Here is a 25,265-nt window from a genome sequence, read left to right as displayed (position 1 = left end):
TGGCGCTTAGCGCCAAATGTTCCAGGGCGTCTGCATCCAGATCGCCACCACGACCAGCCAGACGCCGGTCAGCGGGATGAAGATTTTCCAACCCAAACGCATGATCTGGTCGTAGCGGTAGCGCGGGAACGAGGCCCGGAACCACACGAACAACGAGACCACGACGAACGTCTTGAGACCCAGCCAGATCCAACCCGGAATCCAGGTCAGCGGCGCGATATCGATCGGGGAAGCCCAGCCGCCCAGGAACATGATCGACGCCATGCAGGACAGCAGGATCATGTTGGCGTATTCGCCCAGGAAGAACAACGCGAAGGCCATGCCCGAGTACTCGACCATGTGGCCGGCCACGATTTCGGATTCGCCTTCCACCACGTCGAACGGGTGGCGGTTGGTTTCTGCGACGGCCGAGATCACGTAGATCACGAACAGCGGCAACAGCGGCAGCCAGTTCCAGGACATGAACGTCAGGCCCTTGTCGGCAAACCAGCCGCGGTTCTGCACGTTGACGATCTCGGACATGTTCAGGCTGCCCGACACCAGCAGCACCGTCACCAGCACGAAGCCGATGGCCAGTTCATACGACAGCATCTGGGCCGAGGCGCGCAGCGCGCCCAGGAACGCGTACTTGGAGTTGGACGCCCAGCCGGCGACGATCACGCCGTACACGCCGATGGACGTGATGGCCATGATGTACAGCAGGCCGGCGTTAACGTTGGCCAGCACGACGTCGGGACCGAAGGGCACGACCGCCCAGGCAGCCAGCGCGGGCATCAGCGTGACCACCGGGGCCACGATGAAAAGCACCTTGTTGGCCTGGCTGGGAACGACGACTTCCTTGGTGAGCAGCTTGAAGACGTCTGCGAAAGGCTGCAGCAGCCCCTTGAAGCCGACGCGGTTCGGACCCATGCGCACGTGCATGGCGCCGATCATCTTGCGCTCCCAGTACGTCAGGTACGCCACGCACAGGATGATGGGCACGGCGATGACCACGATCTTGATGAGGGTCCAGAGGACCATCCAGACCGTCGGGCCCAGCAATGCCTGACCGTGGCTTTCAAGAACATTGAGCCATTCCATCAGGCACGCTCCACGCTGATTTGACCAAATGCGCCACCCAGGGCAGCGGTAGTTTCGAAGGCGGCGGAAATGCGCACGGCACGATCGGCCACGGCATCATCCTGCACGGTTTCCAGTTCGACGACGCCCTGCCCGGCCGACACGCGCACCTTGACGCCGGCCGTCAGGCCGAGGCTGGTGAGGGTACGGCCGTTCATGGCGGCGGCGGGCTTCTTCGAAGCCGGCGAGGCCTGCAGCGGTTCCGAGCGGCGCACCATGGCGTCGGTGCGGTAGATCGGCACATCGGCGACGCGTTCCAGGCCGGTGAGGGCCTGGCCCAGACCCAGCGGGGCCTTGACGTCGTTGGACAGGCGGCCTTCGACGCCGCTGGCCAACACGGCGTCGCGCACGGACTCGGAGGTCTCGTCGTCGAAGCCGGCCAGATGCAGGACGTTGCCCAGCACGCGCAGCACCTTCCAGCCCGGACGGGTCTGGCCGAACGGCGTAACCGTGCCCTTGAAGCTTTGGGCCAGACCTTGGGCGTTGACGAACGTGCCCGAGGTTTCCGTGAACGGCGACACCGGCAGCATCACGTCCGCCCATTCGGCGGCGGCCGAACGGTAAGGCGTGAGCGCGACGGCGAACTGCGCGCCGCGCAGCGCGGCGATGGCTTGCTGGCCGTTATCGGCATCCAGCAGCGGCTCGGCGTGCAGGACGATGTAGGCCTTGAGCGGTTCGGCGAGCATGGCTGCGGCGGTCTTGCCGCCCTTGCCCGGGATGGCGCCGGCGAGGTAGCCGCCGACGGTGTTGCCGCCCGAGGTCAGGAAGCCGAACTTGCCGCCCGACAGGTCAGCCACGGCGCGGCCGTTGGCGGCCAGGGTGGTGGCCTGAGCGCTGGCGACGGCCAGGTTGCCCATCAGGACGGCCGTGTTGGCGCCCGAGGCAAGGCTGGCGGCGATGAGCTTGGCGTTTTCGCCCGGCGTGACCGAGGCGAACTCGGCCGGCACGGCCTGTTCCTTGGCCTGGGCCAGCGCGACGGCCACTTCGGCCAGCGCGCGCGCCAGTTCCGACGGGGCCACGGTGATGCGCGCGGTCACGGGCATCAGGGGATCGTCGGCGGCGCTGTCGACCATCAGGATCTGCGTGCCGCGCTTGGCGGCCTGGCGCAGACGCTGGGCCATCAGCGGGTGGTCCTTGCGCAGGAACGAGCCGACGACCAGGACGCGGTCCAGGTTGTCGAGTTCGGCGATGGGCATGCCCAGCCACGGCGCGCCGGTCAGCGCGGCGTCGAAGGCCGGGTCGGTCTGACGCAGGCGGAAGTCGATGTTCTCGGAACCCAGCGCGCGGACCAGGCGGCCCAGCAGCGCGTATTCCTCGGTCGTGGCGTATTCGGACGCCAGGGCGCCGATCTGACCGGCGCCGAAGCTGTCACGCACGCGCGACAGGCCTTGGGCCACGGCCTGCAGGGCATCGGCCCAGGAGGCTTCCTGCCACTTGCCGTCGGTGCCCTTGATCATCGGGGCTGACAGGCGGTCGTCGCTGTTCAGGCCTTCGTACGAGAAGCGGTCGCGATCGCTGATCCAGCATTCGTTGACGGCTTCGTCCTCGAACGGCACCACGCGCATCACGCGGTCGCCCTTGACCTGGACGACCAGGTTGGCGCCCAGGCTGTCGTGCGGGCTGACCGAACGGCGGCGAGCCAGTTCCCAGGTGCGGGCGCTGTAGCGGAAGGGCTTGGAGGTCAGCGCGCCCACCGGACAGATGTCGATCATGTTGCCCGACAGTTCGGACTCGATCGAACGGCCGACGAAGGTCGTGATCTCGGAGTGTTCGCCACGGCCCAGCATGCCCAGTTCCATGACGCCGGCGATTTCCTGGCCGAAGCGCACGCAGCGGGTGCAGTGGATGCAGCGGGACATTTCCTCGGCCGACACCAGCGGGCCCAGGTCCTTGTGGAACACGACGCGCTTTTCTTCCTGGTAACGCGAGGAAGAACCGCCGTAGCCCACGGCCAGATCCTGCAGCTGGCATTCGCCGCCCTGATCGCAGATCGGGCAGTCGAGGGGGTGATTGATGAGCAAGAATTCCATCACCGACTTCTGAGCGGCGCGAGCCTTCTCCGAGCAGGTGTGGACGACCATGCCGTTGGTCACGGGCGTGGCGCAGGCGGGCAGCGCCTTGGGCGCTTTTTCCACTTCAACCAGGCACATCCGGCAGTTGGCCGCGATGGACAGTTTCTTGTGGTAGCAGAAATGCGGCACGTAAAGCCCGACTTTCTGGGCGGCATGCATGACCATGCTGCCTTCGGGCACTTCGACCTTGTTGCCGTCGACGGTTAGTTCAACCATTGCTGTTCCTGAGACCTACAGATATTGCGGGACCACACAAGACTTGTGCTCGATGTGGTGCGCGAATTCGTCGCGAAAATGCTTGAGGAAGCCACGTACGGGCATGGCGGCGGCGTCACCGAGGGCGCAGATGGTGCGGCCCATGATGTTGGCGGCCACGTTGTCCAGCAGCTCCAGATCTTCCGGACGGCCTTGACCGTTCTCGATGCGGTGCACCATGCGGTACAGCCAGCCGGTGCCTTCGCGGCACGGCGTGCACTGGCCGCAGCTTTCTTCGAAATAGAAGTACGACAGACGCAGCAGCGACTTGACCATGCAACGCGTCTCGTCCATGACGATCACCGCGCCGGAGCCGAGCATCGAGCCGGCCTTGGCGATGGAGTCATAGTCCATCGTGCATTCCATCATGATGTCGGCGGGCAGGACCGGGGCGCTCGAGCCGCCGGGAATGACCGCCTTCAGCTTCTTGCCGCCGCGCATGCCGCCTGCCAGTTCCAGCAGGGTCGAGAACGGGGTGCCCAGCGGGATCTCGTAGTTGCCGGGACGTTCGACGTCGCCGGTGATCGAGAACAGCTTGGTGCCGCCGTTGTTCGGCTTGCCGACTTCCAGGTAGGCCTGGCCGCCGTTGCGGATGATCCACGGCACCGCCGCGAACGTTTCCGTGTTGTTGATCGTGGTGGGCTTGCCGTACAGGCCGAAGCTGGCCGGGAACGGCGGCTTGAAGCGCGGCTGGCCCTTCTTGCCTTCCAGCGATTCCAGCAGCGCGGTTTCTTCGCCGCAGATGTAGGCGCCGTAACCGTGGAACGCGTGCAGCTGGAAGCTGAAGTCGGAACCGAACAGGCGGTCGCCCAGGAAACCGGCGGCGCGCGCTTCTTCCAGGGCTTCTTCGAAGCGCTCGTAGACTTCGAAGATTTCGCCGTGGATGTAGTTGTAGCCGACGCTGATGCCCATGGCGTAGGCCGCGATCGCCATGCCTTCAATCACGATGTGCGGATTGAAGCGCAGGATGTCGCGGTCCTTGAACGTGCCCGGTTCGCCTTCGTCGGAGTTGCAGACGAGGTACTTCTGGCCGGGGAAGGCGCGCGGCATGAAGCTCCACTTCAGACCGGTCGGGAAGCCCGCGCCGCCACGGCCGCGCAGACCCGACGCCTTGACCTCGGCGATCACGTCTTCCGGCTTCATGCCGGTGGTGAGGATCTTTTTCAGGGCTTCGTAGCCGCCGCGCTTGACGTAGTCGGCCAGGCGCCAGTTGGCGCCGTCGACGTCGGCCATGATCTGCGGCTGCATGTGCCGGCCGTGCAGGCACATCGAATTGGACAGGTCGTTCAGGGGGTTGGGGTCCAGCCCCTGCGCGAACTGCTTGTACAGGTCAGGCGCATTCATGCCGACTCTCCTTGCTGCTTGAGGGCCGCGACCAGCGCGTCCAGCTTCTCGTCGGTCATGCGCACGCACATATGCTTGTTGTTCACGATCAGCACGGGGGAGTCGCCGCAGGCGCCCATGCACTCGCCTTCGACCAGGGTGAACTGACCGTCTTCGGTGGTCTGGCGGTAGTCGACGCCCAGCTTGCGCTTGAGGTATTCGCCGGCACGGTCGCCATCGCGCAAGGCACAGGGTAGGTTCGTGCAGACGGCGATCTTGTTCTTGCCGACGGGCTTGACGTCGAACATGTTGTAGAACGTGGCGACTTCCTGGACCGCGATGGGCGGAACGCCAATGTAGTTGGCCACGTCTTCGATGACTTCGGTAGCCAACCAGCCCTTCTCTTCTTGCGCGATGGCAAGCGAGGCCATGATGGCGGACTGCCGCTGGTCGGCCGGGAACTTGGCCAGTTCACGGTCGATTTTCTGGTAGGCCTGTTCGGAAAGCAGCATAGTTTGAATCCGGGTTATGCGGGCGTGCTCGTGACTGTCTGGGGCGGATGATCAGCGATCGATCTCGCCGAAAACGATGTCCTGCGTGCCAATGATGGTGACGGCGTCGGCGATCATGTGGCCGCGCGACATTTCATCCAGCGATTGCAGGTGGACAAAGCCGGGCGCCCGAATCTTCAGGCGGTAAGGCTTGTTGGCGCCGTCGGACACCAGATAGATGCCGAATTCGCCCTTCGGATGCTCGACCGAGGCGTATGCCTCGCCCGGGGGCACGTGGAAACCTTCGGTGAAGAGCTTGAAGTGATGGATCAGCTCTTCCATGTTGGTCTTCATGGCGGTGCGCGACGGCGGGGCGATCTTGTGATTCTCGATCATGACCGGGCCGGGATTGTTGCGCAGCCATTCCACGCACTGGCGGATGATGCGATTGCTCTGGCGCATCTCGGCGATGCGGACCAGGTAGCGGTCATAGCAATCGCCGTTGACACCCACGGGGATGTCGAAATCAAGCAGGTCGTAGACTTCGTAGGGCTGCATCTTGCGCAGGTCCCATGCGACGCCCGAACCACGCAGCATCGGGCCGGTGAAGCCCAGCGCCTTGGCGCGATCGGGATCGACCACGCCGATGCCGACCAGACGCTGCTTCCAGATACGGTTGTCGGTGAGCAGCGTTTCGTACTCGTCGACGCAGGCCGGGAAACGGTTGGTGAAGTCTTCGATGAAATCCAGCAGCGAGCCCGAACGCGCGTCGTTCATGGCGCGGATTTCCTTGTCGCCACGGTACTTGCTGGAGTCGCCGTACTGCGGCATGGAATCCGGCAGGTCGCGGTAGACGCCGCCCGGACGGTAGTAGGCCGCGTGCATGCGCGCGCCCGACACCGCTTCGTAGCAGTCCATCAGGTCTTCGCGTTCACGGAAGGCATACAGGAACACCGCCATGGCGCCCACGTCGAGCGCGTGCGAACCCAGCGACATCAGGTGGTTCAAGAGGCGGGTGATTTCATCGAACATCACGCGGATGTACTGCGCGCGCAGCGGGGCTTCGACGCCCAGCAGCTTTTCGATGGCCATGACGTAGGCGTGCTCGTTGCACATCATGGACACGTAGTCCAGGCGGTCCATGTAGGGCAGCGCCTGGATGTAGGTCTTGTGTTCGGCCAGCTTTTCGGTGGCGCGATGCAGCAGGCCGATATGCGGGTCGGCGCGCTGGATGACTTCGCCGTCAAGCTCGAGCACCAGGCGCAGCACGCCGTGCGCGGCCGGGTGTTGAGGACCGAAGTTCAGGGTGTAGTTCTTGATGTCTGCCATGATTCAACGCCCCATGCCGTAGGTGTCTTCGCGCACCACGCGCGGGGTGATCTCGCGCGGATCGATCGTGACCGGCTGGTAAATGACGCGCCGTTGTTCGGGGTCGTAGCGCATTTCGACGGTGCCCGACAGCGGGAAGTCCTTGCGGAAGGGATGGCCGATGAAGCCGTAGTCGGTCAGGATGCGGCGCAGGTCCGGGTGGCCTTCGAAGACGATGCCGTACAGGTCGAAGGCTTCGCGCTCGAACCAGCCGACCGCGGGCCAGCACTCGATCAGCGAGGCGACCATGGGGAACTCGTCGTCGGGCGCCCAGGTGCGCACACGCAGCCGCCAGTTGTTCTCGATGGAGAGCAGGTGCGCCACGACAGCGTAGCGCGAGCGGTGGATGCGGACGTTCGTTTCCTCGGGCAGCTGGCGCGTGCCGTTGCCCCAGGTCAGGTAGTCGACGCCGCAGAGGTCGATACAGGTTTCAAAGCGCAGGCCGGCTTCGGTGCGCAGCTTGTTGCAGACGGAGAACCACTGCTCCGCGGGCACTTCGAGCGTCAGCTCGCCCAGCGCCTCGGTCAGCGCGATGTCCGCGCCGAGGGTGGTCTGCAAATTGTTTTTCAGGGATTCGAGCCTGGTCATCATCTTGTACGCTTAGGTGAACCGATACGCTGGTTTCGCAAGGTTCGCGGCGGCTTAAGGCCTGCCGCCGAACCGGGCGAAGCGTCAGCGCGCAATCGTGTTGGTCAGACGGATCTTGTTCTGCATTTGCAGCAAGCCGTAGACCAGCGCCTCGGCCGTGGGCGGGCAGCCCGGCACGTAGACGTCTACCGGTACGATGCGATCGCAGCCACGGACCACCGAATACGAGTAGTGGTAGTAGCCGCCGCCATTGGCACAGGAGCCCATGGAAACCACCCAGCGCGGCTCGGGCATCTGGTCATAGACCTTGCGCAGCGCCGGCGCCATCTTGTTGCACAAGGTGCCGGCCACGATCATGAGATCGGACTGGCGGGGACTGGGCCGGAAGATGATGCCGAACTGGTCCAGGTCGTAGCGGGCCGCGCCCGCATGCATCATCTCAACCGCGCAACAGGCCAGACCGAAGGTCATGGGCCACATCGAACCGGTCTTCGCCCAGTTCAGGAACTTGTCGGCGCTGGTGGTGATGAACCCTTGCTTGAGAATGCCGTCTATAGCCATATTCGTCTCTGATAGCGTGCTGTGAAATGAACCCGGAGGTCACTCCCAATCCAGCGCGCCCTTTTTCCATTCGTAGATGAAGCCGACGGTCAACACGGCGAGGAAAACCATGACCGTCCAGAAACCGACGAGTCCGACGGTGCCCTGGGCGATGGCCCACGGAAACAGGAACGCGATTTCCAGGTCGAAAAGAATGAACAGGATCGCCACAAGGTAGTAGCGCACGTCAAACTTCATGCGTGCATCTTCAAACGCTTCGAAGCCGCACTCGTAAGGCGAGAGCTTCTCAGCGTAAGGACGCCGCGGACCAAGGAGGGAGCCGGCCGTTAGAAGCGCGAACCCGATAAGGGTGGCCACTACGATAAACAGCAGGACGGGAAAATACTGTTGCAGGTTCATTCAGGCGTCCGTCAAATGCGCAAACCTTAGGATTGTAGCATTCGCGCGGTTACTTCCGGCTGAACTCTGTAGCTTGAATAGCAGGCGAAAGACTGCATTCCTCAAATGGAACAATCGCAGCTTTCGTCGGCGTACTTCGAAGGATACACGGCTTGATGAGCACGAAGCCGTAGTATGCACGAATTCAGCCAGCAGACGAAAAAAAAACCACCCCCAAAAGGGTGGTTTATGCGAACGGGCCGAGGCCCGTTCGACTTTGCTTTAAATCCAGACAGGGCTTGCGCCCTGCGTTGGATTAGAAGCGGTGACGGACACCGACGCCGACAGCGGTCGACTTCAGGTCGTTCAGGAAGGCGTAGTTCGTGGCGTACGAACCGTAAGCGTACAAGTTGGTGCGCTTGGACAGGTCGTAGGTGTAGCCCAGCGAGTAGATGTTCATGTTGGAATCATCACCCGTCAGCTTGTCGTTCGACGGATCAACACGCTGCCACGAACCGAAGATGTTCGAAGCGCCGCCGATCGGGGCCGACAGACCAACCAGGTACGAGTTAGCCTTGAAGCCGTCAGCAAACAGGTTGTTGCCGAAGTTCACGGAGCTCGAGCCACCACCGATGGTGCTGGTGGCGGTGCCTTGGCCGGCGAACCAACCGTCGGTCGTGCGAGCGTAGGCCAGAGCCAGCTTCACGACTTCAAAGTCGTACGAACCGCCGATGGCGTACATACGCGGGGTGGCGTCGGTCGATTCGGTCGGCAGACGGTTCGAGGCGTTCAGCTGGTCGTACGACAGAGCGACGTTCAGCGGGCCGTTGACGTAGCGCAGACCGGTCGTGATGGCGCGGGTGTTGTCGGCGGTCTTGAAGCCGGTTTCCGAACCCTTGGTGTCATCAGCGCTGAACGAGTAGCCAACGCCGAACTGGAAGCCGCTGAACGACGGGGTCTGATACATGACCATGTTGTCGTAGCGTTGCGTGTTAGCAGCGCTCATGCCAACGCCGATGTTGGCTTGACCGAAGCCAGCGCCGAACGGGTCGATCGAGCCGAAGTACTTCGACGCGATGTTGGTTTGACGACCGAAGTCCAGTTGACCCCAGCTGTCGCTGGCCAGACCGACGGTGGCTTGACGGCCGAACAGACGACCACCTTGAGCGGAGGTGCCGTTACCCGAGTTGAAGCCCGATTCCAGTTGGAAAACAGCGCGCAGGCCGTCACCCAGATCTTCCGAACCACGCAGACCCCAGCGCGAACCGTTCTGGACGCCGTTGATCATGCCAAAACGGCTGCCGTTTTGGGCATCAGTACCGCCGCTGATCTTGTTGTAGCCGAGGCCCGTGTCGATGATGCCGTACAGGGTGACAGACGTTTCTGCCTGGGCGACACCGGCGAAACCGGCGAGCAGGGCGGCAGCGAGCAGAGTCTTTTTCATTTAAGAAATCTCCGTTGATTTGAGTGACAAGAGCAGCAATCCAGCAAACCAGCCTGCCGCCCCCCTAACTCCGCGAAGGGAAGTTGACGCTATTGCATCAAAAATCGGGGGGGCTGGCTATGGTCGGCATCAGAAAAGTGCAGGTTTGCGACAGGCTTGTTGGGAAGTTGCAACATCCCGCTGATGCTTGCCCGGCAACGCTAGGGCTTTCCCTTACCGAAAAGCCCGAGCGCGCATCCATGCGACTTTCGGCCCTGCCCCCAATTTTCCGGGCAATTCCAAAACCCATTTGTCGCGCAACTTTCTTCACGGATCCGGCGGCCATCCGGCGAAAAACGGAGGCGGCCGCGATGACGCCGGCCCTGCTGATCATCGTAGCCAAGTCCCGGCTGGATAACATTGTTATTAATAAAAATCGTCGATATGATCGGTGGCATCGAACAGACGCCCAGCCCCATGTCCACCCCCTCCCCGCGCGCCGACCGAAACGAACGACTCAGCGCCCTGCGCCGGCAGATCATCCTGGACGCCGCGCAGCGCGTCTTCGAGCGCGACGGTCTTGAAAAAACGACGATCCGGGCGATTGCGAAGGAAGCCGGCTGCACGACGGGCGCCATCTATCCGTGGTTTGCGGGCAAGGAAGCGCTTTATGGCGAACTGCTGGACGAATCGCTGCAGCGGCTGCACGCGCATCTGGAGCGAGCCGAACAGGCCGAAGCGCCGGAATCGGCCGCGCGCGGCGTGATCCGCGCATTCTTCGGTTATTACGCCGAGCGGCGCACGGATTTTTCCCTGGGGCTGTACCTGTTCCAGGGACTGGGGCCGCGCGGATTGGGCCGCGACATGGACGAGAAGCTCAACTCCCGGTTGCGGCAATCCATCGATCTCATCGGCCAGGCGTTGTCGCGCACGAAAGGCTGGCGCGGCGAGGCCGTGCAGGCCGAGCAGATGAACGTGTTCACCTACCTGATGGGGCTGTTGCTGCTGCTGCACACGCGCCGTCTCAAATCCCTGGGCCAGCAGGCCGACGCGCTGCTGGACAACTATTGCCTCGCACTGGAGCAACGATGACTGCAACCGCCCTAGCCGCCAACGGCCACGCGCCGCTGATCAGCCTGGCCGACTTTCACGTGCTGCTGGCCGACCAGCACCCGTTCTCGATGCTGCTGGGAATCGACGTGCTGCACATCGGCCACGGCACGGCGCACGCCGTGCTGCCCGCCCGGGACACGCACCAGCGGCTGGGCGGCATCGTGGCCGGACCGATGCTGATGGGGCTTGCCGACCTGGCCATGTATGCGGCGGTCGTGGGCGCTACCGGCCAGGCGCATGCGGTCACGGCCAGCCTGACCATCAATTTCCTGCGCAAGAGCCCGGCGGGCGCCATCCATGCCCATGCCCGCCTGCTGAAGGTGGGCCGGCTTAGCGCGGGAGAGGTCGTGCTGACGGGAGAAGGCTCGGACGAGCCGGTCGCCCATATCGTGAGCACGTGGTCGGTGCCCAAGCCATGAGTTCGCGCGTCAGCATCGTCGGCATGGGCAGGATCGGCACGCTGGCTGCACGGCGGCTGCTGGCCGCCGATCCCGACATTGCGCTGACGCTTTATGACATCGAGGCGGACCGCTGCGAGGCCTTCCGCGGCAACGCGACGCTGGCGACGTCGGCGCGCGAAGCCCTGGCGGAATCCGACACCATCGTGCTTGCCCTGCCCCGGGAGCGCGAGATCGACCGCACGCTGGAACGCTTCAGCGACGGGCAGGTCACGGCGCCCATTGCCGGCAAGCTGATCATTGACCTGGATCCGCCGCCGGCCGACCGGATGCGGCAGCTGGACCGCGCCATTGCCAGCGCGGGGGGACGTTATGCCTGCGCGCCGTTGCAGGCGTGCGATTCGGCTGGCGTGGAGGCTCGCTTACTGGACGCGCTGAACCCACCGGCCTGACACGTGCAGCCGCTCGACGGCCGCCACGCACAGGACCAGCCAACCAAGGCTGACGGCAAATCCGGCCACGACGTCGCTCGCGAAATGCACCTGCAGAAGGATGCGGCTAAGGCCGATGGCCATGATGAGCGCGGCCATGAACGCCACGCACGGCAGGCGCCACGCGGGCGGGGAAAACCGCCACATCAGGTAGCACGCCGTGCCGTACACGGCCATGGCGGCGGAGGCATGACCGCTGGGAAAACTCCAGCCGGTCGCCATGGCATAGCCGTGGTCGTGATCGGGGCGCACGCGTTCAAAGGTGTGCTTGAACAGCCAGTTGAGCGCGCCGTTCAGGCCGGTGGCGATGGCGCAAAAGAGCGCAAGCTGCCACAGCCCGCGCCATAACAGCGCAATGGTCATCAGCACGGCGACGACGGTGAGCAGGTTACGGTCGCCCAGATACGTGATCCAGGACAGCAGCCACAGCATCGACGTGGACATGGACATGCTGAGCGCATCGGCCAGCGCGCCGTCGAACTGCACCACGGCGCCGCGGCTTTCGACAGCCAGGGCCAACGTGAGAAACAGAACGAACGACACGCCGGCCACCCCGGCAAACAGCGCGGCGCGGCCGTTGCGGGACAACCGGCCATGGCACCGCATGAACAGCAGCGCCGCGCCGCCGGCCAGCAGCGGCAGCGCGATAAACAACGAGAAGGCATGGGCCGCGGCCCATGCCGCGTAGACATCGGTCATGTTTGAACCAACAAAAAGAAATCGCGCGAACGAGCGCGCGCACTACTACAGCGAGACCAGCGTCTTGTCGACGGGGGCGAACGCGTGCGCGCCGGCCGCGTAGTCCCAGCGCTCGACGTGGCAGACCTGCTGGCCGTCCTCTTCGGTGCGGGTGATCACGCCCAGCGAATTGGGCACAGTGCCCCGGACGCGGTGCGAACAGGTCGTTCCGGCCTGGACGATCCAGCCGGCCGGCCCCGTCGGCGCAGTCAGCGGCAGCACGTAGGGCAAGTGTATGTGACCGCCCAGCACCAGGTCGACGCCCGCCTGCGCCCACGCCGCGAGCGCGCGCTCGCGGCCGATCAGCAGGTTGGACAGGTCGGATTCGACCTTGGCGCGCACCGGATGGTGCGCCACGACGATCCGCAACTGCCCCGGCCGCGCCTGGCTCAGCCGCTGGGCGACGCGGGTGATCTGGGCGTCGGAGATCTCGCCGTCCTTGTGGCGCCTTGGCCGCGTGGTGTTCACGCCGATCGCCAGCACGCCGTCGTTTTCGAACACGGGTTCGAGGATTGGTCCGAGCGCGCGCTTGTAGTTGCCGTACGGATTGAGCACCCGCAGAAACACGTTGAACAGCGGGATATCGTGATTGCCGGGCACCGCCAGCACGGGCAGCGCCAGGCGCTCGATGAAACGGCGTGCGGCGGCGAACTGGCTGCGGCGCGCGCGCTGGGTGATGTCGCCGCTGAGGACCACGAGATCGGGCGACAGTTGCCGCGCCAGATCCAGCACGGCTTCAATGACCGCCTTGCGCTCGGTGCCGAAATGGGTATCGGACAGATGCAGGATCCGCGTCATGAGCGGTCCAGGAACTCGGGATCCGCCGGCACCACGAGAGGTAGACGATCAGTCGCCACCTTGAATTCGAGCGGCGTGTCCATCCAGGAGATTTCGCCGTCCATCGCCACCTTGACCCGGCGGCGCCCTCGCACCCCCACCGTGAGCTTGTCGAACGCGAAATTGATCACGTTCTCAGCGTCGCCCAGCCGGCTTAGCAGGCCGCGCACCAGCAGGCCATAGAGCGCCAGCGTGCCGACGGGCCGCGCCGCCATGGCGACCAGTTGGTTCCGATCGAGCCCGTCGTTTTCGATGCCGATATGTTCGAGCTGCAGTTTGTTGTTGCCCACCACCAGCGTCGGCGAGGTCAAGCTGCGCGACTTGCCTTCGAATTCCAGTTGCAGGCCAAGCTGGCGCGGTTGGCGCCACAGCGTGACCAGGCCCGACCACAGCGCGACCCAGCGCCGGCGGCCGTAGCGCTGCTTGTAGGCTTCGCGGTCTTCCAGCAGTTGCGGATACAAACCGAGGCTGGCGTTCACGAGGAACAGGCGGCCGTTCAGCAGGCCGACCTGCACCGGCCGGATGGTGCCTTGCAGGAAGCCGCGCAGCGCAACGTCTGTCTCTTGCGAAATGCCGTAGGTGCGGCCGAAGTAGTTGAAGGTGCCTTGCGGCAGGATGCCGAAGGGCACGCCTTGTCCCAGCACCACGCCCGCGACGGCATTGAGCGTGCCGTCGCCGCCCGCGGCAATGACGACGCCCTGCTCGTCCTGCGCGCGCTTGACCGCCTGACGCGCCACGTCCGTCAGCCGCGACGGATCGTCGACCGGCATGAGTTCGTAGCGCCGCCCGGCCTCGTCGAGGATGTGCCGGATGGTGTCCTGCAGGACCTGCGCGTCGCCGCGCCCCGATCCTTTATTGAGGACGATGAATAAGGGTTCTGTTCCCGTGAGGGGTCGAGCCGCTGTTGCCGGGCTCTGCTCGGATGGCGTCATGCGACAAACATACCCTAAGCGGGCAAAGCGCCGCAAGACGCGGTGAAGCGCGGGCACGCACGCTTTGTAAGCAAGCGTGCGTGCGACCGGTCAACGCCCAATGGCGTAGGCCTGCATCAAGCGCGGCGTCGCGGCCGCATGCAGCAATCCGTCGGGATCGCGCGAGGCCGCGGTCAGTCGGCCGACCGACCATTCGGGCACTTCCTCGATCTGGTGCCCGCGCTGGCGCAGGGCCTCGATGACCTCGGCGCCAAAACTGGCCTCCAGCGCGAGATGACCCGGCTTGCGGTCCCGGGGATAGAACGAGGTGGGAAAGTGCATGGTGTGCGACATGGGCAGGTCGATGGCTTCCTGCAGGTTCAGGCCGTGATGCACGTGACGCAGGAAGAACAGGAGCTGCCATTGCTCCTGCTGGTCGCCGCCCGGCGTGCCGAACGCCAGGTAGGGCTTGCCGTCGCGCAGCGCCAGCGACGGGGTCAGCGTGGTGCGCGGGCGCTTGCCCGGCGCCAGCGTGCCGGGCAGGCCTTCTTCCAGCCAGAACATCTGGGCGCGGGTGTTCAGGCCGAAGCCCAGTTCGGGGATAACCGGCGAGGACTGGAACCAGCCGCCCGACGGCGTGGCCGAGATCATGTTGCCCCAGCGGTCGATCACGTCCACGTGCGTGGTGTCGCCGCGCTTGGCCGAGGCGCGCATGTCGGCAAGCGTCGGTTCGTTCGTGGCGCTGCCGGGCGCGGTGACCGGCGACAGCCGTTCCAGGGTGTCCATGACCCGAGCCACCTGCGCCTCGAAGCCGGGCACCTGGCCGGGCAGCAGGTCGCGCGACGCGCCCTCCCCGATCAGCTGGCGGCGTTCGGCGTTGTACCCGTCGGACAGCAGATGGGCCAGCGGCACGTCGATGAAGGCGGGGTCGCCGTAATACGCTTCGCGGTCGGCAAAGGCGAGCTTCATGGCCTCGGTGACGCGATGGATGAACTCGGCGCTGGTGGGACCGACGCCTGCCAGGTCCATGTCCTTCAGGATGGCGAGGGTCTGCAGAAAGACCGGCCCCTGGCTCCAGGCGCCCGCCTTGGCAACCGTGTAGCCGTGATAGTCGTAAGTCAGCGGCTTGTCATAGCTGGCGGACCAGCCGGCCAGGTCGTCGGCGGTGATGACGCCGCGGTGGGTCGTGCCGCTTTCGTCCATGACGTCGGTGTTGCGGGCAAAGCGGTCGATCTCTTCAGCGATGAAGCCGCGGTAGAACGCGTCGCGCGCGGCCTCGATCTGGCGGTCGCGGTCGGCGCCGGCGCCTTCGGCGGCTTTGAGGACGCGGGTCCAGGTGCGGGCCAGCGCCGGATTGCGAAACAGCTTGCGGGCCTGCGGCACCTGCCCGCCCGGCACGTAGACCTGGGCGGTCGTCGGCCAGTGCGTCTCGAAGAAGTCTTCCAGGCCGGCGATGGTGTTGGAGATGCGCGGCATCAGCGCATGGCCATGCTCGGCGTAATAGATGGCGGGCTCAAGCACGTCGCGCACCCGCATCGTGCCGTGGTCGCGCAGCAGCAGCATCCAGGCGTCGAACGCGCCCGGAATCACGGTCGCGAGCAGGCCGTTGCCGGGGATGAGCTTCAGCCCTTCGGCGCGGTAGCGTTCGAGCGTGGCGGCGGCGGGCGTGGTGCCCTGCCCGCACAGCACCTCGACCTTGCCGGTCTTGGCGGAATAGAACACGGCGGGCACTTCGCCGGCCGGGCCGACCAGATGGGGCTCGACCACCTGCAGCACGAACGCCGAGGCGACGCAGGCATCGAACGCATTGCCGCCGCGCTCCAGCAGCGACATGCCAGCCGCGCTGGCCAGCCAATGGGTGGACGTCACGACACCGAAGGTGCCGAGAATTTCCGGGCGAGTCGTAAACATGGTGAGTCCTGGTGTGGGAAGGGTGTCTGACACCCCTGCGCGGCTATTGGCCGGTGTCAGACACCCGTGGGGCATCGAGATGTACAGCGGTCATTGCGTTCGGGTGTCAGACACCTGAGAGCAGGTAGGGGGGCCTACTTTTTTTCCACACCCTTCAAGCGGATCAAGCCGTCCGGATAGGGAACGAAGCCTTGCACCTTGGCCTGCACGCCGAACGTCCACGGCAGGTAGAACAGGTAGATGATGGGACGCTGGTCCTGCATCGCGGCCAGCACCTGGTCGTACAGGGCGCGGCGCTTGGCGGTGTCGGCCTCGGCGCGGGCGTCGTTGAGCAGTTTGTCGACGGCGGCGTCGCAGAACTTGCCGTCGTTCAGGTTGCCCTTGCAGCTCAGGTATTGGTGGATGTTGCCGCTGGGATCGACCCGGCCCGACCAGCCGCTCTGGCCCACCTGGAAGTCGCCGCGCGCGAGCGAGGACTGCAGCGAGGCGAATTCGACAGGGCGCAGGGTGATGTCAAAGCCCGCTTCGGCGCCCATGGCCTGCACCAGTTCGAAGACCTGCTGCATGGTGGTGTTGTTGCCGAAGGTGATCTCGACCTTCACGCGGTCGTAGCCGGCTTCCTTCAGCAAGGCCTGCGCCTTCTTGGGATCGCGGCCCGGGCGGTCGAAGGACTTGTTGTAGGCAAAGCTGGCGGGCGGGAACGGCTGGTGGGCAGGCTGGAACATGCCTTCGCCGATCACCTGGTTCAGCACGTCGCGGTCGATGGCCAGATCCAGTGCCTGGCGCACGCGCTTGTCCTTTGCCAGCGGATGATCGGCGCGCGCGCCGTTGGCGAGGTTCACGGAGATGGACTGGAAGCCCAGGCCGGTCACCGGGGCCAGACGCAGGCTGGGGTCGTCCTTGACAGCCTTGGCGTCGCTGGGCGCCACGCGCTCGATGATGTCCAGGTCGCCGGCGCGCAGGTTGTTCAGGCGCACGGTGTTGTCCGGAATCGGCGTGAAGACGAGGCGGTCGAAATGGTAGTTGGCCGCGTCCCAGTACTTGGGGAATTTCTCGAGCACGATGCGGTCGTTCTGCACGCGCTCCTTGAACTGGTAGGGACCCGAGCACACGGGCTTGCCGCCGGGATCCTTGTCGAAACTGGCGGGCGAAATCATCATGCCGGCGCGGTCGGACAGCTGCGACAGCAGCGAGGCGTCCGGTTCCGACAGGTTCAGCACCACGGTCTGGTCGTCCGGGGCGTCCACGCTGGCCACCGTGGCCAGTTCGCTCTTGCGGTTGCTGTCGGGCAGCGTGCGGGCGCGGTCGAGGTTGGCCTTGACCGCGGCGGCATTGATGGGAGTGCCGTCATGGAAGACGGCATCCGTGCGCAGCTTGAAGGTCAGCGTCTTGTTGTCGGGGCCGACGGACCACGATTGCGCAAGCTGGGGCACGAACTTCAGGTCGGGCGTGATGTCGACCAGCCGGTCGCACAACGAGGCGAACACGATGCGGCCGACAAAGGTGCGGGCGCGCGCCGGATCCAGCACGTCCGGGTCGTCCTGCAGCCCGATACGCAAGGTGGACTGGGCTTGCGCCAATCCGGTGGCCAGCATTCCCGCCATGGCCATGGCGAGGCAAAGTTTACGCATGAAAGATCTCCGTCGATTCCGCGAGGGACCGTGCCTCGTGCGCGGGCGCACCGCCTGGCAGGGAGGAACAGACCCCGGGTCGTGCCGCATCGCCGGGCCCATCCCCCTCGTGCGCACGTTGTTGCTGGATTCTGCGCCAGGCGCGCGGCGATTGTATAGACCGGCGCGGGGCGCGCCGCCCACTATACGCCCGTGGCGGCCGCCTTGCGGACGAAAGCCTCAGGGCAGACGGCACGGCGCCGAGAAATCGGCCGAGGCGGCAACCGTGTCGCGCAGCAGGGCGACCAGCGGCCGGGCGTCGTCGCGCCGGTACTGGAACGCGTAAGGCAACGCGGCCAGTTCGGGATCGCCGTGCAGGACGCGCAGGCTGCCTTCGGCCTGGAGCTTTTCGGCCCAATGCCTGGGCAGCAGCCCCACCCCGGTGCCTTCGATCAGCAATCCCACGATGGCGCCCCAGTTGTTGCAGCACAGGCGCTCGCCCGCGGCCTGGCGCCCGCCCAGCCAGTCGTCGATGATGCGCGTGGTGCCCGCGCCCTCGGGCAGGGTCACGAGCGGCAGCCGGGCCAAGAGGGCCATGGTCATGCCGGTTTCGCCGGGCTGCAGCACCGCGGGCGCGGCGACCCAGGAAAAGCGCGCCTCGCCGATGGGCAAGGACGCAATGCCGGCGCGGGACGACCGGCCGGCGATCACGGCGAAATCCAGTTCCCCGTCCGCGACGCGTTGCTCCAGCACCTGGCCGATGTCGACGTAGGGCTCCAGCACCAGCTCAGGGTAGGCGGTGCGCACGGCGCGTATCAGCTGCGGCAGCCAGGTCAGCGCGGTGAGTTCGCCCACGCCGAAACGGCAGCGGCCGCGCAGGCCGGGCGTCTCGGTCATGGAAGCGCGGATCTGGTCCGCGGCGGCGAGCAAGCCGCGCGCCTGCGGCACCAGGCGCTGGCCGGCGTCGGTCAGCACGGCCTTGTGGCCGCTGCGGTCAAAGAGCGGCTGGCCCAGCGCTTCTTCCAGTTCCGTGATGCGTTTGGAAAGCGAGGACACCGACAGGTGAAGCCGCTCGGCCGCCACGGCGAAACTGGCGCAGGTGGCGGCCCAATAGAAGGCTTCGAGCTGCTTGAGCGTCATGGCCGCTTGCTGACGCGATAGGCGCAGCGCCGCGCGCCCGCCAGGATATGTTCTTCGCGGTCGACCTGCACGCCCTCGCCCAGCACCTTGCGAAACAGTTCCAGCTCGCTGCGGCAAAAGCCCATACAGGCCTTGGCGGCCGAACAGATGGGGCAATGGTTCTCGATGAAGACGAATCCGGCTTCGTCCTCGCGCAGTTCCGCCATGTAGCCCTCTGCGCTGCGCACGTCGACCAGCCGTTCGAGCCGCGCCTTCAGGTGCGGCGCGTCCTGCATGGCCTGCTGGTAGACGTTGAGCATGGCGTTTTCGCGCACCTGCACCAGCTTGTCGATGCCCTCGTCGCCAAACACCTGGCGCACTGCCGCGATCATCTGCACCGTCATCTCGGCGTGCGTGTCCGGAAAGCGCCCGTGGCCGGCGGCGGTCAGGAACCAGATCTGGGTGGGCCGGCCGCGGCCCGCGCTGCGGCTCTCGGCGTCGACCAACCCGTCGGCGTGCAGGCGCGTCATCTGCTGGCGCACCGCCTCGGCCGTCACGTCCATGGCCCGCGCGATGACCGCGATGGATTGCGGCCCGCGGGTCTTCAGGGTCATGAGAACGCGGTCCGCAGGCTGGTGCGGCAGCGCGGCGGCCGGTTGGGACAGGCTGTCAGACATGAGGGATATCGATGCTCCGGATGAAGGTTCCTATGGTGCCACGGCCAGCCGCGTCTGGCCGGCCTCGTCAGCCTGCCAGCCGCCGCCCAGCGCCTTATAGAGCGCCACGAGGCGCGTATAGGACTCGGCTTCCGCCACGGCCACGGCGTCCTGGGCGCGCAAAAGCGTACGCTGAGCATCCAGCACGGTCAAATAAGGCGTGCTGCCCTCGCGGTAGCGCAGCCGGGCCAGTTCGGCGGCCCGCCCGCTGTGGGCCGCGGCCTGCGCCAGGCTGCCCAGGCGCTGCTGCGTCTGCCCGTATTCGGCCAGCGCCGACTCCACTTCCTCGACCGCGCGCAGGACCGCTTGCTCGTAGCGCGCCGCCTCGCCATCCAGGCGCGCCTCGGCCCCGCGCTTGCGGGCAAGGGCCGACGGCAGATGGAACGCGGGCCAGTTGGCGTTGGCCGCGACGCCGAACCCGCGGCTGGCGGCCGAGCCGAAGTCCGCGCCGCGCAGCGCGACGAATCCCAGGAAGCCGCCCAGATCGATGCGCGGGTACAGCTCGGCCGTGGCCACGCCCACGTCTGCGTTGGCGGCAGCCAGGTTGCGTTCGGCGGCCAGCACATCCGGGCGCCGCGATAGCAACGCGCCCACGTCGCCGATGGGCAGGCGCGCGGTCAGCGGCGCAAGCGGCTGGGCGGCGTCCAGCGCACCCAGCTCCGCCGGACGCAGCGCCGCCAGCACCGCGATCCGGTAGCGCGCCAGCCGGCGCGCGGTCTCCTGGACCGGAACGCTGGCCCGCACGGTGTCGAGTTCGGCCCGCGCGCTGGCGAGGTCTCCTTCGTCGCCACGGCCGGCCGAGACGAGCGCCTGGGTCACGCGCAGGCTGTCCTCCTGGCTGGCCAGGTTGGCGCGCGCCACGGCCAGCCGCTGCTCGGCGCCGCGCAGTTCGAAATAATTGCGCGCCACTTCGGCCGCGACCACGATGCGCGCCTGCGCCAGGTCGGCAGCCTGCGCCTCGCTACGGGCCGCCGCGCCCTCGGCCGCGCGGCGCAGCCTGCCAAAAAGATCCAATTCCCAGGCCGCGTCAAAGCCCGCCCGGTAGCTTTCGGCCAGATTGCGCTGGCCTGCGACGCCGGGATTGGCCTGCGACAGGCTGCGCTCGTAGCCGCCCCCCAGCGTTATGGCCGGCAGCTTATCCAGTTCCTTTTCGTCGAGCACCGCGCGCGATTCGGCAAGGCGGGCCTGGGCGATGCGGATGTCCAGGTTGCGGGCGAGCGCCATGCCGATCAGGCGATCCAGTTGCGGGTCCTGCAGTTGCTTCCACCAGTCGCGCTGGACCTGATCGGTGGAAAACAGCGCCTGCTCGGGGCTGGTCAGCACCACGGGCGCCGGGCTGGGCCGGCGGTAGTCGGGTCCGACGGCGCAGCCCGCGGCGGCCAAAGCGGCCAGCAGCACGGCGGCGCCGCGGAAAAGGCGGGGAAAGAAATGCGGTTTATCCATGATCGATTCCTCAGTGCTGGACGGCGGCGCGCGCGTCCTCGGCGTCGGCCTGCGCCAGTTCGCGGGCGCGCGGCGTATCGTTGGCGGCGCGGTGGTCCCGGGCAAACACGGTGTAGACCGTGGGCAGCACGAACAGCGTGAAGAGCGTGCCGACCAGCAGCCCGACCACGATGACCAGTCCCAGGCTGTAGCGGCTGTGCGCGCCGGCGCCGGTGGCGAACAGCAGCGGAATCAGCCCCATGACCATCGCCGCCGTGGTCATCAGGATGGGACGCAGGCGGATGCGCGCGGCCGCTTCCATCGCCGCGCGCCGGTCCAGCCCATGGCTGACCTGCATCTCGTTGGCGAACTCCACCATGAGGATCCCGTGCTTGCTGATCAGGCCAATCAGCGTCACCAGGCCGATCTGCGTATAGATGTTGACCGTGGCCATGCCCAGCGCCAGCGGAATCAGGGCGCCGCAGATCGACATGGGCACGCTTACCAGGATGATGAAGGGATCGCGCAGGCTTTCGTACTGGGCGGCCAGCACCAGGTAGATGACGATGATGGCGAAGATGAAGGTGATCATCAGCGCCGAGCCTTCCTGCGTGAACTGCCGCGCATCGGACTGCCAGTCGTAGCTGAAGCCCGCCGGCAGCGACTGCGCCTCGCGCGTGAGGAACTGCACGGCATCACCCATCGTGACGCCCGGCATGGGAATCGCCTGGAACGTGGCGGCGTTCAGCTGGTTGAACTGCGTGAGCTTGTTGGGCTCCACGCCCATCGACACCGATACCAGGTTGGACAACGGCACCTGCGCCCCCGAGGCACTCTTGACGTGGTACTGCGCCAGCGCCTGCGGCGAGATGCGCTGCTCGCGCAGGCTTTGCGGAATGACGTCATAGGAACGCCCGTCCATGCCGAAGCGGTTTACGTAGTTCTCGCCCACCAGCACCGCCAGCGTGTCGCCGATGGCCTTCATGGTGACGCCCAGGCTGTTGGCCTTGCTGCGATCCACCTTCAGCTGCACGACGGGGTTGTTGTAGTCCAGGTCGCTGTCCACCACCATGAACAGGCCGCTTTCCCTGGCCGCTTTCTTCAGGCTTTCCATGGCGTCAAAGACCACGGCATAGTCCGACGCGCTCATCAGCACCATCTGTACCGGCAGCCCGCCCGTGGAGCCGGGCAGCGACGGCAGCTGGAAGGCAAAGATGTTGCTGCCTTCGACCTGGTTCGCCATCGACTGCATGTCGGCCTGGATCTCGTCGGCCGAGCGCGTGCGGTCCTGCCAGTCCACGAAATCCACGCCCCCGATGCTGTTGGAGACGCCGTCTGACCCGTTGATCAGCCAGCGCCCCTTCTGCTCGGGCAGCGTCTTCATGACGTCGTCCCACTTCTTGCCGAACTTTTCGACGTAGTCGATGTTGGCCTGCTGCGGCGACTTGATGGCGGTGAGCACCGTGGACTGGTCCTCGACGGGGGCCAGCTCCTGCTGCGCGGCGTTGTACAGAAAAGGCAGGCTGGCCAGCACGGCCACCGCCAGCACGCCGGTGACCCAGCGGTGACGCAGCGACACGTCCAGCACGCGTCCGTAGGCCTCGCCCAGGCGGCCGAAGAAGTGCTCGGCCTTGCGCGCCATCCAGCCGTCGGCGACCTGGCCATTCAAGAGAAACGAGCTCATCACCGGCGACAGCGTCAGCGCGATCACGCCGGACACCACCACCGCCCCGGCCAGCGTGAAGGCGAATTCCTTGAAGAGCGACCCGGTCAGGCCGCCCATCAGCCCGATCGGCGCATAGACGGCCGCGAGCGTGATGGTCATGGCGATCACCGGACCGGCCACCTCCCGCGCGCCGATCAGCGCCGCCCGCACGGGCGACTTGCCCTCCTCGATGTGGCGGTGCACGTTCTCGACCACGACGATGGCGTCGTCCACCACCAGGCCGATGGCCAGCACCATCGCCAGCAAGGTCAGCAGGTTCACGCTGAAGCCAAAGAGGGCCATGATGGCCGCGCCGCCCAGCATGGACAGCGGAATGGTAACCACCGGAATCAGCACCGCCCGCAGCGAGCCCAGGCACAGGAAGATCACCGCCACCACGATGACAATGGCTTCGAGCAGCGTCTGCGTCACGCCGTCGATCGAGGCGCTGATGAAGCGGGCCAGTTCGAACGGCACCTGCACGCTGGTGCCGGGCGGCAGGTTCTGCTTGATGTTGGGCAGCAGCTCATTCAGGCGCTTGACGATGACCAGCGGATTGCCGACCGGCGTGGCGTTCAGGCCGAAGTACACGGCCGGCTCGCCGTCCATCAGGCCGCTCGAATCGGTGGACGCCGCGCCCAGTTCCACGGTCGCCACGTCGCCCAGCCGGACGACGGCGCCGCCTTCGTGCTTGATCACCAGGTCCCGGAACTCGGCCACGTTGACGAGGTCGGTATTCACCTGGATGTTGGACACCACGTACAGCCCCTTGGCCTGGCCGGGCGCCGCCTGCACGTTGTTCTGGCGCAGCGCGTCGGCCAGCTCGCCAGCCGAGATGCCGCGCGCCGCCATGCGGTCCGGGTCCAGCCATACCCGCATCGCCAGCTTCTGCCCGCCATATAGCTCGACGCTTGCCACGCCATCGATGGACGAGAGCTGCGGCTGCACCACTCGCGACAGGTAGTCCGTCAGCGCGGCCAGCGACAGGTTCGTGCTGGAAAAGCCCACGTAGGCAACGGCCGTCGCCTCGCCCGCGGACTTGACCAGGACGGGGTCGTAGACGTCCTGCGGCAGTCGGTACTTGACCTCGTTGACCTTGGCCATCACCTCGGTCATGGCCTTGTTGGAATCGGCATTCAGCTTCATCCGCACGGTAATCACGCTGCGGCCCTGGGTCGACGACGACGACAGGTAGTCGATGCCCTCGACGGTGGCCACGGACTGCGCGATGGGCTGCGTGACGAAACCCTGCATCAGATCGGGCGAGGCGCCCGGATATTGCGTCGTGATGGTGATGGTGGTGCTTTCGGTCAGCGGGTATTGCCTGACCGGCAACCCGCTCAGGGCCTTGATGCCCAGCAGCAGGATGAGGGTGCTGACCACCAGCGCCAGCACGGGACGGCGCACAAACAGATCGGTGAACTTCATGTTGGCCTCCGCACCTTACCGGGCCTGCGCCACGGCGTGTCCCGGCGCGGCCAGCGCCACGGTGTCGTCCGGCAGGATCTCGACGGCAGCCCCGTTATGCAGGCGCAACTGGCCCGACGTCACGACCCGGTCGCCCGCCTTCAGCCCCTCGGTCACCACCACGCGGCCGCGCAGGCGCTCGCCGGTTTTCACATAGGCCTGCCTGACCGTCGGCGCCGCGGCGCCTGCTTCAGGCGGCGTCACGACGTAGACCGAATCGCCGTAGGCGCTGTAGCTGACGGCCGTCTCCGGCACGGTGATGACATCCGGGCGGTCGGGCAGTCCGATCCGGCCCTGCGCGTACATCCCCGCCGACAACGCGCCGTCGGGATTGGCCAACAGGGCCTGCACGCGGACCGTGCGGGTGCCCGGATCGACCTGCGGCTCCACGGTGGTGACCTTGCCCGGGAACTCGCGGCCCGCGTGCGCGTCCACCGTCACCGCCACCGGCTGTCCCACCCGCAGCACACCCAGCGCCTGCTCGGGCAGCGTCAGGTTGGCATACAAGGAGGACGCATCCGTCAGCGACACCAGCGGATCGCCCGCGCGGGCAAATTGGCCCAGGTTCACGCGGCGCACGCCGAGCACCCCGTCGAACGGCGCCTTGATGCGCTTCTGGTCGATCAGCGCCTGCACGCGCCGCACGTCGGCGGCCGCCTGTTCATGGTCGGCCATGGCCTGGTCGAGCTGTTCACGCGTGGCGGCCTGCAGCGGCACCAGCCGGCGCGTGCGATCCAGCAGGGCACGCGCATTACGCGCCTGGGCTTGCAGACGTGCCAGTTCGCCCTGCTCGGGCGCGTCGTTCAACTGCACCAGCAACTGCCCGGCCTTGACCGCCTCGCCCGGCGTGAACAGGATCTGCGCCACCCGTCCGTCGACTTCCGCCGCCACCATCACCTGGCGCGTGGCTTCCAGCGACCCGATACCGGCCAGCGCCAACGGAAAATCCGTCTGCATGGCCGGCGCCACCGCGACCTTGGCCGGCGGCATCGACCACCCGCCGCCAGGCGCGGCCGCCTTCGATTTCCAGTACATCGCCCCGCCGGCCAACGCCGCCGCCACTGCCAGGGCGACGACCGCCCCTGCCCTGCTTCTCGCCTTCATGTTTCGCTCGCTTTTTTATTTAAACAAGAATTTGCTTGGATAATCTACGAATCGCGGGATTTCGTCAAAGCAGCGAAAGCAATGAAGGGGATAGCGCCGGCCTATGGGCCAAAAAAAAGCCACGCGGACAGCGTGGCTAGGGAAT

General features: G+C 66.0%; 22 protein-coding genes. 3 read left to right on the top strand and 19 right to left on the bottom strand.

Annotation, left to right across the window (positions count from 1 at the left end; all coding sequences use genetic code 11):
• Positions 1 to 6: 6 nt before the first annotated feature.
• From nuoH to H4P35_RS05595, 9 genes are all read right to left on the bottom strand, one after another.
• Positions 7 to 1,080: an NADH-quinone oxidoreductase subunit NuoH gene (gene nuoH, locus H4P35_RS05635; protein ID WP_063955430.1), complete on the bottom strand. Its 1,074-nt coding sequence runs from the start codon at positions 1,078 to 1,080 to the stop codon at positions 7 to 9.
• Entirely contained in the window at positions 1,080 to 3,407 is a 2,328-nt protein-coding gene (gene nuoG, locus H4P35_RS05630; RefSeq protein WP_180099015.1) for an NADH-quinone oxidoreductase subunit NuoG, read from the bottom strand. The genes nuoH and nuoG overlap by 1 nt, the downstream gene beginning before the upstream one ends.
• Before the next feature lie 15 nt (positions 3,408 to 3,422).
• Positions 3,423 to 4,790 carry an NADH-quinone oxidoreductase subunit NuoF gene (nuoF, locus tag H4P35_RS05625; RefSeq protein WP_056321720.1) on the bottom strand — a complete coding sequence of 456 codons (1,368 nt, stop codon included), beginning with the start codon at positions 4,788 to 4,790 and terminating at the stop codon, positions 3,423 to 3,425.
• Positions 4,787 to 5,281 carry an NADH-quinone oxidoreductase subunit NuoE gene (nuoE, locus tag H4P35_RS05620; protein ID WP_056321718.1) on the bottom strand — a complete coding sequence of 165 codons (495 nt, stop codon included), beginning with the start codon at positions 5,279 to 5,281 and terminating at the stop codon, positions 4,787 to 4,789. The genes nuoF and nuoE overlap by 4 nt, the downstream gene beginning before the upstream one ends.
• Positions 5,282 to 5,332: 51 nt before the next feature.
• Positions 5,333 to 6,589 (bottom strand): NADH-quinone oxidoreductase subunit D, encoded by a 1,257-nt coding sequence (locus tag H4P35_RS05615; RefSeq protein WP_056321715.1) that lies wholly within the window; start codon positions 6,587 to 6,589, stop codon positions 5,333 to 5,335.
• Between the two features lie 3 nt (positions 6,590 to 6,592).
• Positions 6,593 to 7,219, bottom strand: coding sequence for an NADH-quinone oxidoreductase subunit C (locus H4P35_RS05610; RefSeq protein WP_217617750.1), 627 nt, complete (start codon positions 7,217 to 7,219; stop codon positions 6,593 to 6,595).
• Between the two features lie 81 nt (positions 7,220 to 7,300).
• The gene (locus H4P35_RS05605) at positions 7,301 to 7,777 is read right to left on the bottom strand and encodes an NADH-quinone oxidoreductase subunit B family protein (RefSeq protein WP_006217960.1); all 477 of its coding nucleotides are present in this window, start codon (positions 7,775 to 7,777) and stop codon (positions 7,301 to 7,303) included.
• Positions 7,778 to 7,816: 39 nt separating this feature from the next.
• Entirely contained in the window at positions 7,817 to 8,176 is a 360-nt protein-coding gene (locus H4P35_RS05600; protein ID WP_006217959.1) for an NADH-quinone oxidoreductase subunit A, read from the bottom strand.
• Between the two features lie 295 nt (positions 8,177 to 8,471).
• The gene (locus H4P35_RS05595) at positions 8,472 to 9,599 is read right to left on the bottom strand and encodes a porin (RefSeq protein ID WP_056321709.1); all 1,128 of its coding nucleotides are present in this window, start codon (positions 9,597 to 9,599) and stop codon (positions 8,472 to 8,474) included.
• Positions 9,600 to 10,055: 456 nt separating this feature from the next.
• Here H4P35_RS05595 and H4P35_RS05590 point away from each other — a divergent pair, with 456 nt between their 5' ends.
• Genes H4P35_RS05590 through H4P35_RS05580 form a run of 3 tightly spaced genes read left to right on the top strand, consistent with a single transcriptional unit; the run spans position 10,056 to position 11,541 of the window.
• Entirely contained in the window at positions 10,056 to 10,670 is a 615-nt protein-coding gene (locus H4P35_RS05590; protein WP_056321707.1) for a TetR/AcrR family transcriptional regulator, read from the top strand.
• Positions 10,667 to 11,110 (top strand): PaaI family thioesterase, encoded by a 444-nt coding sequence (locus H4P35_RS05585; protein WP_056321704.1) that lies wholly within the window; start codon positions 10,667 to 10,669, stop codon positions 11,108 to 11,110. The genes H4P35_RS05590 and H4P35_RS05585 overlap by 4 nt, the downstream gene beginning before the upstream one ends.
• Complete coding sequence (locus H4P35_RS05580) at positions 11,107 to 11,541, top strand: NAD(P)-binding domain-containing protein (protein ID WP_255616264.1); 435 nt, start codon at positions 11,107 to 11,109, stop codon at positions 11,539 to 11,541. Before H4P35_RS05585 ends, H4P35_RS05580 begins: the two co-directional genes overlap by 4 nt.
• Here the strand turns inward: H4P35_RS05580 and H4P35_RS05575 are convergent.
• The 10 genes from H4P35_RS05575 to H4P35_RS05530 form a co-directional block, all read right to left on the bottom strand.
• A complete protein-coding gene (locus H4P35_RS05575) occupies positions 11,512 to 12,279 on the bottom strand; it encodes a phosphatase PAP2 family protein (RefSeq protein ID WP_180099011.1) in 768 nt (255 codons plus the stop codon). The two genes, H4P35_RS05580 and H4P35_RS05575, sit on opposite strands and share 30 nt — an antisense overlap.
• Before the next feature lie 45 nt (positions 12,280 to 12,324).
• Positions 12,325 to 13,116, bottom strand: coding sequence for a metallophosphoesterase (locus tag H4P35_RS05570; protein ID WP_226848386.1), 792 nt, complete (start codon positions 13,114 to 13,116; stop codon positions 12,325 to 12,327).
• Positions 13,113 to 14,087 carry a diacylglycerol kinase family protein gene (locus H4P35_RS05565; RefSeq protein WP_226848385.1) on the bottom strand — a complete coding sequence of 325 codons (975 nt, stop codon included), beginning with the start codon at positions 14,085 to 14,087 and terminating at the stop codon, positions 13,113 to 13,115. The genes H4P35_RS05570 and H4P35_RS05565 overlap by 4 nt, the downstream gene beginning before the upstream one ends.
• A gap of 90 nt (positions 14,088 to 14,177) precedes the next feature.
• A complete protein-coding gene (locus H4P35_RS05560; RefSeq protein WP_226848384.1) occupies positions 14,178 to 15,977 on the bottom strand; it encodes a gamma-glutamyltransferase family protein in 1,800 nt (599 codons plus the stop codon).
• Between the two features lie 134 nt (positions 15,978 to 16,111).
• Positions 16,112 to 17,608, bottom strand: coding sequence for an ABC transporter substrate-binding protein (locus H4P35_RS05555; protein WP_062840500.1), 1,497 nt, complete (start codon positions 17,606 to 17,608; stop codon positions 16,112 to 16,114).
• Positions 17,609 to 17,827: 219 nt separating this feature from the next.
• Positions 17,828 to 18,727 carry a LysR family transcriptional regulator gene (locus tag H4P35_RS05550; protein WP_226848383.1) on the bottom strand — a complete coding sequence of 300 codons (900 nt, stop codon included), beginning with the start codon at positions 18,725 to 18,727 and terminating at the stop codon, positions 17,828 to 17,830.
• Positions 18,724 to 19,383: a metalloregulator ArsR/SmtB family transcription factor gene (locus H4P35_RS05545; protein ID WP_226848382.1), complete on the bottom strand. Its 660-nt coding sequence runs from the start codon at positions 19,381 to 19,383 to the stop codon at positions 18,724 to 18,726. Before H4P35_RS05545 ends, H4P35_RS05550 begins: the two co-directional genes overlap by 4 nt.
• 30 nt (positions 19,384 to 19,413) lie before the next feature.
• Positions 19,414 to 20,865, bottom strand: coding sequence for an efflux transporter outer membrane subunit (locus H4P35_RS05540; RefSeq protein ID WP_226848381.1), 1,452 nt, complete (start codon positions 20,863 to 20,865; stop codon positions 19,414 to 19,416).
• Positions 20,866 to 20,875: 10 nt separating this feature from the next.
• Entirely contained in the window at positions 20,876 to 23,977 is a 3,102-nt protein-coding gene (locus tag H4P35_RS05535) for a MexW/MexI family multidrug efflux RND transporter permease subunit (protein ID WP_226848380.1), read from the bottom strand.
• 15 nt (positions 23,978 to 23,992) lie between these two features.
• A complete protein-coding gene (locus tag H4P35_RS05530; RefSeq protein ID WP_226848379.1) occupies positions 23,993 to 25,120 on the bottom strand; it encodes an efflux RND transporter periplasmic adaptor subunit in 1,128 nt (375 codons plus the stop codon).
• Positions 25,121 to 25,265: the final 145 nt, after the last annotated feature.

The sequence above is a fragment of the Achromobacter sp. 77 genome (genome assembly GCF_020541125.1).
In the GTDB taxonomy this organism is placed as follows: Bacteria; Pseudomonadota; Gammaproteobacteria; order Burkholderiales; family Burkholderiaceae_B; genus Achromobacter; species Achromobacter mucicolens.
This window is presented reverse-complemented; position numbering and strand designations above follow the sequence as displayed.

Excerpts from the sequence above, each read along its gene's own strand:
- nuoE (WP_056321718.1), bottom strand. The coding sequence starts at position 5,281 with ATGCTGCTTTCCGAACAGGCCTACCAGAAAATCGACCGTGAACTGGCC.
- nuoH (WP_063955430.1), bottom strand. The coding sequence starts at position 1,080 with ATGGAATGGCTCAATGTTCTTGAAAGCCACGGTCAGGCATTGCTGGGC.
- H4P35_RS05550 (WP_226848383.1), bottom strand. The coding sequence starts at position 18,727 with ATGACGCTCAAGCAGCTCGAAGCCTTCTATTGGGCCGCCACCTGCGCC.
- H4P35_RS05595 (WP_056321709.1), bottom strand. The coding sequence starts at position 9,599 with ATGAAAAAGACTCTGCTCGCTGCCGCCCTGCTCGCCGGTTTCGCCGGT.
- nuoF (WP_056321720.1), bottom strand. The coding sequence starts at position 4,790 with ATGAATGCGCCTGACCTGTACAAGCAGTTCGCGCAGGGGCTGGACCCC.
- H4P35_RS05590 (WP_056321707.1), top strand. The coding sequence starts at position 10,056 with ATGTCCACCCCCTCCCCGCGCGCCGACCGAAACGAACGACTCAGCGCC.
- H4P35_RS05565 (WP_226848385.1), bottom strand. The coding sequence starts at position 14,087 with ATGACGCCATCCGAGCAGAGCCCGGCAACAGCGGCTCGACCCCTCACG.
- H4P35_RS05580 (WP_255616264.1), top strand. The coding sequence starts at position 11,107 with ATGAGTTCGCGCGTCAGCATCGTCGGCATGGGCAGGATCGGCACGCTG.
- H4P35_RS05585 (WP_056321704.1), top strand. The coding sequence starts at position 10,667 with ATGACTGCAACCGCCCTAGCCGCCAACGGCCACGCGCCGCTGATCAGC.
- nuoG (WP_180099015.1), bottom strand. The coding sequence starts at position 3,407 with ATGGTTGAACTAACCGTCGACGGCAACAAGGTCGAAGTGCCCGAAGGC.
- H4P35_RS05555 (WP_062840500.1), bottom strand. The coding sequence starts at position 17,608 with ATGCGTAAACTTTGCCTCGCCATGGCCATGGCGGGAATGCTGGCCACC.
- H4P35_RS05610 (WP_217617750.1), bottom strand. The coding sequence starts at position 7,219 with ATGATGACCAGGCTCGAATCCCTGAAAAACAATTTGCAGACCACCCTC.
- H4P35_RS05600 (WP_006217959.1), bottom strand. The coding sequence starts at position 8,176 with ATGAACCTGCAACAGTATTTTCCCGTCCTGCTGTTTATCGTAGTGGCC.
- H4P35_RS05535 (WP_226848380.1), bottom strand. The coding sequence starts at position 23,977 with ATGAAGTTCACCGATCTGTTTGTGCGCCGTCCCGTGCTGGCGCTGGTG.
- H4P35_RS05545 (WP_226848382.1), bottom strand. The coding sequence starts at position 19,383 with ATGTCTGACAGCCTGTCCCAACCGGCCGCCGCGCTGCCGCACCAGCCT.
- H4P35_RS05575 (WP_180099011.1), bottom strand. The coding sequence starts at position 12,279 with ATGACCGATGTCTACGCGGCATGGGCCGCGGCCCATGCCTTCTCGTTG.
- H4P35_RS05570 (WP_226848386.1), bottom strand. The coding sequence starts at position 13,116 with ATGACGCGGATCCTGCATCTGTCCGATACCCATTTCGGCACCGAGCGC.
- H4P35_RS05605 (WP_006217960.1), bottom strand. The coding sequence starts at position 7,777 with ATGGCTATAGACGGCATTCTCAAGCAAGGGTTCATCACCACCAGCGCC.
- H4P35_RS05560 (WP_226848384.1), bottom strand. The coding sequence starts at position 15,977 with ATGTTTACGACTCGCCCGGAAATTCTCGGCACCTTCGGTGTCGTGACG.
- H4P35_RS05530 (WP_226848379.1), bottom strand. The coding sequence starts at position 25,120 with ATGAAGGCGAGAAGCAGGGCAGGGGCGGTCGTCGCCCTGGCAGTGGCG.
- H4P35_RS05540 (WP_226848381.1), bottom strand. The coding sequence starts at position 20,865 with ATGGATAAACCGCATTTCTTTCCCCGCCTTTTCCGCGGCGCCGCCGTG.
- H4P35_RS05615 (WP_056321715.1), bottom strand. The coding sequence starts at position 6,589 with ATGGCAGACATCAAGAACTACACCCTGAACTTCGGTCCTCAACACCCG.